This window comes from Thermococcus sp. (assembly GCF_027063845.1).
Taxonomy (GTDB): domain Archaea; phylum Methanobacteriota_B; class Thermococci; order Thermococcales; family Thermococcaceae; genus Thermococcus.
This window is the reverse complement of the sequence record NZ_JAMOQU010000025.1, coordinates 1-9,497: the sequence shown is the minus strand read 5'-3', so window position 1 is coordinate 9,497 and position 9,497 is coordinate 1. Positions and strand designations below refer to the sequence as shown.

11 protein-coding genes and 1 pseudogene are annotated in these 9,497 nt (G+C 55.9%); 9 read left to right on the top strand and 3 right to left on the bottom strand.

The features are described from left to right. Positions 1–323 (bottom strand): annotated as a pseudogene (locus MVO87_RS02265) (TRM11 family SAM-dependent methyltransferase); the annotation flags it as partial. A 69-nt stretch (positions 324–392) separates the two neighbouring features. On the opposite strand from MVO87_RS02265, the gene MVO87_RS02260 reads away from it, so the two are divergent. The 3 genes from MVO87_RS02260 to MVO87_RS02250 are packed head-to-tail and all read left to right on the top strand — an operon-like array spanning position 393 to position 2,357. Further along, positions 393–1,694: a prenyltransferase gene (locus MVO87_RS02260; protein WP_297513099.1), complete on the top strand. Its 1,302-nt coding sequence runs from the start codon at positions 393–395 to the stop codon at positions 1,692–1,694. Further along, on the top strand, positions 1,648–1,929 hold the full coding sequence (locus MVO87_RS02255) for a hypothetical protein (protein ID WP_297513066.1): 282 nt from the start codon (positions 1,648–1,650) through the stop codon (positions 1,927–1,929). The genes MVO87_RS02260 and MVO87_RS02255 overlap by 47 nt, the downstream gene beginning before the upstream one ends. Next, on the top strand, positions 1,929–2,357 hold the full coding sequence (locus tag MVO87_RS02250; RefSeq protein WP_524540265.1) for a secondary thiamine-phosphate synthase enzyme YjbQ: 429 nt from the start codon (positions 1,929–1,931) through the stop codon (positions 2,355–2,357). Before MVO87_RS02255 ends, MVO87_RS02250 begins: the two co-directional genes overlap by 1 nt. Here MVO87_RS02250 and MVO87_RS02245 read toward each other — a convergent pair whose 3' ends face one another. Next, positions 2,358–2,915, bottom strand: a complete 558-nt coding sequence (locus tag MVO87_RS02245; protein WP_285518578.1) for an Era-like GTP-binding protein — start codon at positions 2,913–2,915, stop codon at positions 2,358–2,360. A gap of 48 nt (positions 2,916–2,963) precedes the next feature. Between MVO87_RS02245 and MVO87_RS02240 the strand changes: the two genes are divergently transcribed. The 3 genes from MVO87_RS02240 to MVO87_RS02230 are packed head-to-tail and all read left to right on the top strand — an operon-like array spanning position 2,964 to position 5,201. Beyond that, complete coding sequence (locus tag MVO87_RS02240) at positions 2,964–3,272, top strand: GTP-binding protein (RefSeq protein ID WP_167913821.1); 309 nt, start codon at positions 2,964–2,966, stop codon at positions 3,270–3,272. 2 nt (positions 3,273–3,274) lie between these two features. Beyond that, positions 3,275–3,826: an HD domain-containing protein gene (locus MVO87_RS02235; protein ID WP_297515152.1), complete on the top strand. Its 552-nt coding sequence runs from the start codon at positions 3,275–3,277 to the stop codon at positions 3,824–3,826. A 22-nt stretch (positions 3,827–3,848) separates the two neighbouring features. Beyond that, positions 3,849–5,201 (top strand): ATP-binding protein, encoded by a 1,353-nt coding sequence (locus MVO87_RS02230; RefSeq protein WP_297515155.1) that lies wholly within the window; start codon positions 3,849–3,851, stop codon positions 5,199–5,201. Positions 5,202–5,275: 74 nt separating this feature from the next. Here the strand turns inward: MVO87_RS02230 and MVO87_RS02225 are convergent, their stop codons facing one another. Continuing rightward, positions 5,276–6,460: an ATP-binding protein gene (locus MVO87_RS02225; RefSeq protein WP_297552046.1), complete on the bottom strand. Its 1,185-nt coding sequence runs from the start codon at positions 6,458–6,460 to the stop codon at positions 5,276–5,278. Between the two features lie 213 nt (positions 6,461–6,673). Between MVO87_RS02225 and wtpA the strand changes: the two genes are divergently transcribed. The 3 genes from wtpA to wtpC all read left to right on the top strand — a co-directional run. Further along, a complete protein-coding gene (gene wtpA / locus MVO87_RS02220; protein ID WP_297515166.1) occupies positions 6,674–7,699 on the top strand; it encodes a tungstate ABC transporter substrate-binding protein WtpA in 1,026 nt (341 codons plus the stop codon). Between the two features lie 37 nt (positions 7,700–7,736). Continuing rightward, positions 7,737–8,489 (top strand): tungstate ABC transporter permease WtpB, encoded by a 753-nt coding sequence (wtpB, locus tag MVO87_RS02215; RefSeq protein ID WP_297515160.1) that lies wholly within the window; start codon positions 7,737–7,739, stop codon positions 8,487–8,489. Continuing rightward, positions 8,476–9,497: tungstate ABC transporter ATP-binding protein WtpC (wtpC, locus tag MVO87_RS02210; RefSeq protein ID WP_297552044.1), on the top strand; the 1,022-nt coding region annotated here is incomplete at its 3' end. The genes wtpB and wtpC, both read left to right, overlap by 14 nt.

Sequence of the window (9,497 nt, the reverse complement as noted above, 5' to 3'; positions counted from 1 at the left end):
GGGCCTTCCCTTTTGAACTCCCTCTTTACGGCGCTTCCCAGCTTCCGCCAGAGCCTCCAGTCGTCCCTTCCGTAGAGGCTGACAGTGAAGAGCCTGACATATTCAAGGTCTCTTATCGCTTCCTCGCCCTCGCCGACGATTCTGACCAGCTTGAGCGACCCTCCGAGCCAGCGAAAGTGCCTCTCTATCAAAGGCTTTGACTCGAAAACAATCCAGTTTTTTCCTTCCTCGATAGGTTTGACTTTTAGACCAAAACGTCTCGCGAAGGAGAAGAATTCCGCCTTTCCCAGCTCCGGATTCTTGCCTAATATTACTCCATACATGGATTGCGCTTTGGGTAAGCTTTTAAAAAGCTTCCGAGTAAGTCAAGCAAGCCTGAGCCGGTGGTTGCAATGCTCGTTGTCGAGGTGCTCGAATCAGCGGGGGGTATTCCGGACCCCTACGTCAGAACCGTTACCTACGCGAGGATAGGCGAGGAGCTCGCGAGGAAGGGCCATCCCCTCTACAAGCGCGCCTTTCTCAGCGCCTTTGAGTCGCTGACTTCGATAGATGACCCGTTCAAAATGCTCAAGGCCCTGCTCTCAATCGGTGTCTCCCTGGGCAGGGCGAGGATTAAGGCGTATCGGAAGGTATTCGCAAGGGTCTTCTCGGAGTCCCGGGATTTGAGCCCTCCCCAGCGGGACGAACTCCTCAAAACGGCCTCCCTGGCACTTCTAAGCCTTGGAGACGTTGGGGAAGCGATAACCTTCGCTGTCGAGATATCCGACGCTAAGCTCAGGCAGTCAACGCTCGTTTCCCTCGTCAGGGGAATCTCGCGCTCCCTTGAGGTGAACCCGATTAAGACGGCATACAGGCTTAGGAAGATACGGCTGGCCCTTGAGTACATCACGGACGAACCATATCGCTCGAAGGCGCTCCTTGAGCTCTCAAAGGCGCTCGTTGCACTCGGCAGTTATGAAGGGGCATTTTCAGCCGTCCGCGAAATGGGCTCCCGCGAGTGGGCCAGGCAGGCCTTCAAGGAGCTGGCCTTCAGGCTGAGTGAGCTCGGTGTCATAGAGCGGTACGTTGACTCATTTACCGCCCTCACGGAGGAGCTATCAGAGAAGTTCGGTGAGAACTTCATCTCGGAGCTTTCAACGGCCCTTGCCCTCGCCGGCAGGGGAAAGCTTGCTGTCCAACTGCTCCGTAAGCTCGGCGATGAAAGCCTCTTTGAGCGCGTTGCCCTCGACCTCCTTGACAAGAACCCCTCTGCCATAGGGGATTTCCTGAGCGCCCTGAACGAGGGTGAATCCTCGAGGGTTGGCAAGGCTTTGATGAACCGCATCCTTGAGGAGCCGGCGCCGGAGAAGAGGGAGATAGTGAACACGATAGCTCGCTTCGCCCGCTCCGAGGAGGTCTGGGCAAAGGTGGCCCGTTTTTACATCCTCACAGGCGACGTTGAGTCGGCGAGGAGAATAGGCCTTGCCCTTCAGAGTCCGAGACTCCGCTCCGTTGTGATGGCCAACGTTGCCCACCACTACCTCAAGCGCGGTGACGTTGAGAAGGCGATAGACACGGCCCTCGAGGTCAGGGATAGGCGTTTTGCCTCACTCCTCATGTCAGAAATCCTCATAAAGGCCCTTCACGAAGAGTTAAAGGGGTTGGAGAATGGAAAGGCTCAGGTCGCTGGTGGGAAGGCGAGAAAACAGGCTTGACTTCCTCAGGGATTTGGTCTCACTCCTTCTGTCAAGGGAGGAGCTCTACTCCAACGATGCCCTCTTCAGGGACACCATTGAGGAGGTTTACTCCATTCTGAAATCGGAGATTCGGGCCGGCAAATTCGAGCTTCTCAACGCCTACGAGACAGCGGTGGTTTTAAGGGCCGTTGCCTTCAAGGAGAACCTTGATGTTCAAACCCTGCTGAGGAAACTCCTCGCCGAGCTGGGGTGATGGCTGTGCTGTACGAGATTAGTATCGAGACGAAGGAGCGCTGTCAGGTTATAGACATAACGGATGAGGTCCAGAGGCTCGTTTACCGCTCCAAGGTGAAGCACGGGATAGCGGTTGTCTTCACCCACCATACGACGACGGGCCTCTTCATAAACGAGTATGAGTCGGGCTTAATCGAGGACATCAAGGGCAAGATGGCCGAGCTCGTCCCGATGGGAGCCGGCTACGCCCACGACAGGATTGACAGCAATGCGCACGCACACATAAAGGCGAGCATCTTCCTTAACCCCGAGGTGGTCGTTCCCATAGACCAGGCGGAGCTCCACCTCGGCACTTGGCAGAGGATTCTCTTCGTCGAGCTCGACGGGCCAAGGCACAGGAAGGTCTACGTCATGATATGCCCCTGTCCAGAGTTCCCGGAGGAGTGATTAAACGTACATCGCCATGTGGGCAATCCTTTCAAGGAGCTCGTTGAAGCCCTCGTAGGTAACCAGCGATAACGCCAGTGGCTCCTGCTCCAGCCTCTTCTTTATGATTTTTCTCAACTCCTCCACGCGCTCCCTCGGAACGAGGTCAATCTTGTTGATGACCACGATTATCGGCTTGTCGTAGCGCATCTTGAGCATGTGGTGGAGCTTTTCCATCCCCCTGTGGAGGCCAACCGTTGCATCAACCATGTGGATTATTATGTCCGCCGAGACTATCTCGTCTATGAGCTCTTTGAACTTCTCCTCGCTCAAAACTTTCCCGCGGAGCTCAAGTCTCGGGTCGAAGAGCCCTGCAGTGTCTATGAGCACGAACTCGTCTGCCCCTCCAAAGGGGTTCTTCATGCCCTTGGGTATCTTCAGCTTTCCAAAGCGCCTCCTCACGAGCCCCTTCGTCGTCCCGGGCAAATCCTCCACCTCGCTCACCTTTCCGCCCACGAGTGCGTTCATGAGGGTTGATTTGCCGACGTTTTCGGCACCGATTATCGCAACCTTTATCATCTCTTCACCCCCAATTCAACTCAGCGGTTGAATTTAAAGGTGATTGGCATGAGGCGCGTCAAGCTCGGTCATCACTATTACTACGTCGTCACTCCCGATGACCTGAACGGGAAGCTGAGGGGCAAAAACGTCGTCCTCGAAGGCGAAATCGAGGATAAGCCCGTCATCGAGTTCCTGCCGATGGAACTGCCGAGCTGGAGGACGACCTTCAAAATCCACGGGATAAGGGTTGACTTCGCTGGGAGCCCGTGCATAGGGAAGGGCGACACCGTTAAGGTCTACGGTCGCTTCCTTGGAGACGCAATCATCGCCACCGCCATCGAGACGGAGAGGGCACTCTTCACGACGGAGGAGTGAGCATGCTCGACCTTCTAATCGAGCTCGGCAACCTCAAGAGACTCCCGAGAACGGGCTGGCTCCTCAGGGGCGTTTCAAACCCGGAGAGCGTGGCCGAGCACAGCTACCGCGTCGCTTTGATTACGCTTTTCCTCGCGGACGAGCTGAGGGCAAAGGGCGTTGAGATAGACGTCGAGAGGGCTTTGAAGATAGCACTCCTCCACGACATCGGCGAGGCGAGGATAACCGATATCCCAAAGACGGCCCAGTACTACCTCGACAAGGGCAAGGCGGAGAAGAAAGCGGTTATGGAGCTTCTGCTTTCATCGCCAAAACCGAAGGAGTACTTCAAGCTCTGGCGCGAGTACGAGGAGGAATCAAGCCTCGAAGGAAGGCTCGTGAAGTTCGCCGATAGGCTGGAAATGCTGATTCAAGCTTATGAGTACGAGAAGGCAGGCTTCAGAAACCTCGACGAGTTCTGGGGAGCGGTGGAGAAGCTCCGCGAGAGCGAGTTCTACAACTACTTCAGGGAGCTCGTTGAGGGGCTCGTTGAGATGAGGGAAAAGGTTAAATAGTTGCAGTGCGATTAGTCTAATCATGATGCAACAATTTGTCAACCGGAGGGGCGAGCTCGACGCCCTCAGGAGGGCCTTTGAGAGCGACAAAGCGGAGCTGATAGTTGTTTACGGGAGGAGAAGGGTCGGAAAGACGGCGCTCATCCTGAAAGCCGTTGAAAAGTTCAGGCACGTCTACTTCCTCGCGGACGAGAGGAGCGAGGCGGAGAACCTCTCCGAGTTCAGGAAGAAGGTTGGACACTTCTTAGGCGATGAGGTCGTCGCCCGCTCCGACCTCGGCTGGCTCGAGCTGTTCCGTCTCATCGCGGAGCGGGGAAGAGGTGTGGTCGTGATAGACGAGCTCCCCTACCTCGTCGAGGGAAACCCGGCTTTTCCCTCGGTTCTCCAGAAGGCGTGGGATTTACATCTCCAGAACTCGAAGGTCAAGCTCGTTCTCGTCGGCTCGTCAATCGGCATGATGGAGAGGCTCCTCGGCCACAAGAGCCCCCTCTACGGCAGGAGAACGATGCAGATTGACCTCAAGCCCCTTAGGTACTGGCACGTTCCGGAGTTCCTGCCTGGCTACTCCCCTGAGGACTGGATGAGGGTTTACGGCGTCGTCGACGGGATACCCCTCTACCTGAAGCAGTTCGACGGTAGTTCATCGTTCTGGGAAAACGTCGAGAGGCTGTTCCTCAGGAAGGAGAGCCCCCTTTACACCGAGGCAGAGTTTCTCCTCAGGCAGGAGTTCAGGGAGCCGGCGCGGTACTTCTCGATACTGAAGACGATAGCCTTCGGAAAGACGAGCTTCGGGGAGATAGTGAACTTCACGGGCTTCGACAGGGGAACCGTCTCGCGCTATCTCGACAACCTTGCCAGGATTCGCGTCGTGAGGAAGGTTCACCCGGCCTTTGAGCCCGAGAAGAGGAGGAACACCCGCTACGAGTTCGCCGATAATTACTTCCGCTTCTGGTTCCGCTTCGTCTATCCCAACAGAGAGAGGATTGAGCGGGAGCTCTACGGCGAGGTTCTGAAGGATGTCATGGCGAACTTCGACCACTACATGGGGCCCGTGTTTGAGAGGGCCGCCGAAGACTTCCTGTGGCGGAAGTTCTCCTTCGAGCGGGGTGGAAAGTGGTGGCACAGGGGAGAAGAGGTCGACTTCGTGGGCGTGAAGAACGGAACCGCGTACTTCTTCGAGGCCAAATGGGGCACCTTAGACTATCGAGAGGCCCTCCGGGTTCTTAAAAGGCTTGAGGAAAAGGCCGAGAACGTCAGAACCGGGGCGGAGAAAAGGCGCTTCGGCATCGTCGCAAGGGCCGTAGAGGACAGGAAAAGGCTTGAGGAGAGAGGCTTCCTCATCTTCGAGCTCAGGGACCTCTTTGGATTCTCTTGAGGAATACCTCTGCCCTTTCAGGCTCTCTCCTCAGAAGAAGTCCTCCAAGTCCCAGACAAGGTAGCCCTCTTCCCTTAGCCCCTCCTTTCCCTCAACGCTTCTCGCGATGATGCCGAACCTGAACCTTCCATTAAAGCGAATGAGCTTTGCTTTGCCCCCCAGCTCCCCAAAACCCTCCTCGCGTCCCTCTCGCTCAGGTCCTTCCACTTGACCTCAATCAGGCTGACCTCATCTTTGCCCAACGCCACGATGTCGATTTCTTCACCCCTGAACCACCACCTGCCAAGGGTCTCGAACTCAATCGGCCTCTTGAGGAGAAGGAACTCCCTCGCGAGGTCTTCAAAGCGGACAGAGAGAACCTTGGAGAGGTCATCGAGCTTGGCGGTTCCCGAGGCTATCTCGGCCATCTGGGGGTAAGTCAGAACGAACCAGCTCAGAAGAACCGGGTCGCTTATCCTGTAAAGGCTCACCTTCCTGCTCCCGAGGATGGGAGTTTCTTTCTCGACGAAGCCGAGCCTCATGAGGGTCTCAAGGTAGGGGTAGACGCTCCTCGCTGGAAGACTGAGGTAGTTCGCAATCCTCTCAAGCCTCCTGTTGCCCTCTGCAATTGCCCTCAGGATTGAGAAGTAGGTTTTAAGCTCCCTCAGTTCCTCGCCGAGGATTACGTAGGGCTCATCATAGAACAGGCCGTAGTCGCTTAGGAACTCCTCTCTAACGAACTCCTCAATCGAGGAGTAGCGGGAAGCGAGCCTTAGATAGGGCGGAATTCCCCCGACGAGCATGTAGGCCCTTATCCCGTATTCCCAGTCCCCGAAAAACTTCAGGGCGTTGCGGTAGTCCATGGGCTTCAGGTGAAGGTTCCTCGTCCTCCTGCCGTAGAGGGGCGAAGCGTGGCTTAGAACGTCGTCCCACATCATGCCGAGCAGAGAACCGGAGATGACGAGCATGACGTTTTTCTCGCTCAAAATTCCGTCCCAGACCCTCTGGAGGTCGCTCAGAATCTTCCGGTCGGACTTTATGGCGTAGGTGAACTCGTCGAGGACTATGAGGCAGTCCTCTGTCCTCTCGGCGAGGTAGCTCAGAATGTCAAGCCAGTTATCGGTTTCAACTTTCAGTATCAGCTCGTCCCCAAGGAACGAGGCAAGGGCACGCTTGAACTCCTTCATCTGAACTTCCTTTATCGCCTTGGGGAACGTGAAGAAGGTCTTACTGCCCTTAGAGAACTCTTGCATGAACCTCGTCTTTCCAACCCTCCTCATGCCGTAGAGAACAACAAACGATGGCCTGTTCTCCTACTCCCTTTCAAGAACTTTCATCTCCCTCCCGCGGTCTATGAACTCCACAGCTTTCACCGAATTCACCAAGTTTCGATTATTTGCCCAAATTCACGAAAACACTTCCATTTACGTTAGCGGTCCTGTTTGCTCAAAATGTTTAAATACCCGCTTCCGTCCCTTTATCCGGTGGTTTTAGTGGGGAGGGGCATTGCCTTAATCGCTCTGCTGGTTATCTCGGTGATTGCGTCTGGGTGCATTGGGAGCTCTAACGCTTCTCACGGAGAGGAGACGCTGATAATCTTCCACGCGGGCTCGCTGAGCGTTCCGTTCAAACAGCTGGAAGATGAGTTTGCAAAGTACGCCGAGGAGAACCTCGGAGTTAAGGTAAAGTTCCAGGATGAGGCGGACGGGAGCGTCAAAACCGTCAGGAAGGTTACCGACCTCGGGAAGAAGGCGGACGTAGTTGCCGTCGCCGACTACACCCTCATCCCTCAGCTCATGGTGCCGAACTACACGGACTTCTACGTCCTCTTCGCGACCAACGAGATAGTCATAGCCTTCACCGAGAAGAGCAGGTACGCGGACGAGATTAACCCCGACAACTGGTACGAAATCCTCGCGAGGCCCGGCGTCACCTTCGGCTTCTCCGACCCCAACCAGGACCCCTGCGGCTACCGCTCGCTCATGGTCATGAAGCTCGCGGATTACTACTACGGCAAGCCCATCTTCGAGGCCCTCGTCGAGAAGAACACTAACATCCACTACAACGGCTCCCTAATCGTTGCCCCGAAGGAAATCCGGGTGAAGAACGACAAGGTCGTCATAAGGCCGAAGGAGACCGATTTGACGGGCCTTGTCGAGAGCGGAAGCCTCGACTACTTCTTCATCTACAAGAGCGTCGCCGAGCAGCACGGCCTAAAGTACATCGAGCTTCCCAGGGAGATAAACCTCAAGGACTTCAAGATGGCCGACTACTACGGAAAGGTGAGCATCTACATCGGCTCAACGGGCAAGGTCATCAAGGCCAAGCCCATCGTCTACGGCGTCACCGTCCCAAAGAACGCCCCCCACAGGGAGCTCGCGATGGAGTTCCTCAGGTTCCTCCTGAGCGAGAAGGGCAGGGACGTCTTCAAGGCCAACCACCAGGACTTCATCTGGCCGCCGATAGCGTTCGGCAACGTCCCCGAGGAGATAAAGGACGAGGTGAAGGTTGAGGGGTGAACTTTTTATTCCCCTCTCCCAATTCAGGGGGAGAGCGATGAGGCGCGACTACACCCTCTACTTTTTCGCGTCGCTGGGAAGCTTTCTCATCGCCTACATAGCCCTTCCGTTAGTGGTTATCTTCGCCAAACAGCTCTCGGACCTGGGGATGCTCGTTAGGACGCTCCACGACCCCTACGTAACCGAGGCCCTTAGAAATTCCCTCCTGACGGCGACGGCAACGACGCTGATAGCGCTCCTCTTCGGCGTCCCCCTCGGCTACGTCCTGGCGAGAAAGGACTTCCCTGGAAAGAGCCTCGTTCAGGCCCTCGTTGACGTTCCCATAGTAATCCCCCACTCGGTCGTGGGCATAATGCTCCTCGTCACCTTTTCGAGCGCGATACTCGACAGCTACACTGGCATAATAGCGGCGATGCTCTTTGTCTCGGCTCCTTTCACGATAAACGCCTCGCGCGATGGTTTTCTGGCAGTTGATGAGAAACTCGAGGCAGTCGCGAGAACCCTCGGCGCTTCCCGCCTAAGGGTCTTCTTCTCGGTCTCCCTGCCGATAGCCCTTCCAAGCGTGGCGAGCGGGGCGATAATGACGTGGGCGAGGGCAATAAGTGAGGTTGGAGCCATACTCATCGTCGCCTACTACCCCAAGACGGCGCAGGTGTTAATCCTGGAATACTTCAACAACTACGGGCTGAGGGCCTCGAGGCCGATAGCCGTCCTCATGGTGACCATAAGCCTCACGATATTCGTCCTGCTCCGCTGGATTGTCGGGAGGAAGGCCAATGCTCAGGGCTGAGGGAATCTCCAAGGACTGGAAGGAGTTCCACCTCAGGGAGGTAACCTTTGAGGTCAAGGAGGGAGAGCACTTCATAATCCTTGGTCCGAGCGGTGCTGGAAAGACCGTCCTCCTCGAGATAATCGCGGGGGTAATAGAGCCCGACGCGGGCAGGGTTTACCTCAACGGCGAAGACGTTACGGACCTTCCGCCCGAGAAGCGCGGTTTAGCTTATGTGCCCCAGAACTATGCCCTCTTCCCGAACATGAGCGTCTACGACAACATAGCCTTCGGCCTTAAAGTCAGGAAAGTTCCAAAGCCCGAAATAGAGCGCAAAGTGCGGGAAATCTCCGAGGTCCTCAGGATAGAACACCTCCTCAACAGGAAGCCGAGGACGCTGAGTGGTGGGGAACAGCAGAGGGTAGCTTTAGCGAGGGCGCTCGTCGTCGAGCCACCTTTAATCCTGCTCGACGAGCCTTTCGCGAACCTCGACGTCCAGACGAGGGCGAAGCTGTTAACCGAGATGAAGCGCTGGAAGCGAGAGCTGGGCTTTACAGCTCTTCACGTAACGCATTCCTTTGAGGAAGCAATAAGCCTCGGTGACCGCGTTGGAGTGATGCTCGATGGAAAGCTCGTTCAGGTTGGTAGGGTCAGGGACGTCTTCTCAAAGCCAGTGAGTGAGGAAGTGGCGAGATTCCTCGGCTTCGAGAACATAATCGAGGGAATCGCGGAGGGAAGGAGGCTGAAGGTAAACGGTATTGAGATTGAACTTCCTGTCGAAGCTAAAGGCAGGGTCAGGGTCGGCTTAAGACCAGAGGACATAATAATCTCGACCGAGCCGATAAGGAGCTCCGCCAGAAACGAGTTCAGGGCAACTGTTGAGTCAATCGAGGAGCTCGGCCCGCTCGTGAGAGTCCACCTCTCCCTCGGCGATATAACCCTTACGGCCTTCATAACCCGCTCATCGATGCTCGAACTCGGGGTGGAGAAGGGAAAAGAGGCCTACGTCAGCTTCAAGGCGAGCGCGCT

Bases quoted from the DNA above. Each gene is read 5' to 3' on its own strand.
- MVO87_RS02260 (WP_297513099.1), top strand. From the start codon at position 393: ATGCTCGTTGTCGAGGTGCTCGAATCAGCGGGGGGTATTCCGGACCCC.
- MVO87_RS02255 (WP_297513066.1), top strand. From the start codon at position 1,648: ATGGAAAGGCTCAGGTCGCTGGTGGGAAGGCGAGAAAACAGGCTTGAC.
- MVO87_RS02250 (WP_524540265.1), top strand. From the start codon at position 1,929: ATGGCTGTGCTGTACGAGATTAGTATCGAGACGAAGGAGCGCTGTCAG.
- MVO87_RS02245 (WP_285518578.1), bottom strand. From the start codon at position 2,915: ATGATAAAGGTTGCGATAATCGGTGCCGAAAACGTCGGCAAATCAACC.
- MVO87_RS02240 (WP_167913821.1), top strand. From the start codon at position 2,964: ATGAGGCGCGTCAAGCTCGGTCATCACTATTACTACGTCGTCACTCCC.
- MVO87_RS02235 (WP_297515152.1), top strand. From the start codon at position 3,275: ATGCTCGACCTTCTAATCGAGCTCGGCAACCTCAAGAGACTCCCGAGA.
- MVO87_RS02230 (WP_297515155.1), top strand. From the start codon at position 3,849: ATGATGCAACAATTTGTCAACCGGAGGGGCGAGCTCGACGCCCTCAGG.
- MVO87_RS02225 (WP_297552046.1), bottom strand. From the start codon at position 6,460: ATGAGGAGGGTTGGAAAGACGAGGTTCATGCAAGAGTTCTCTAAGGGC.
- wtpB (WP_297515160.1), top strand. From the start codon at position 7,737: ATGAGGCGCGACTACACCCTCTACTTTTTCGCGTCGCTGGGAAGCTTT.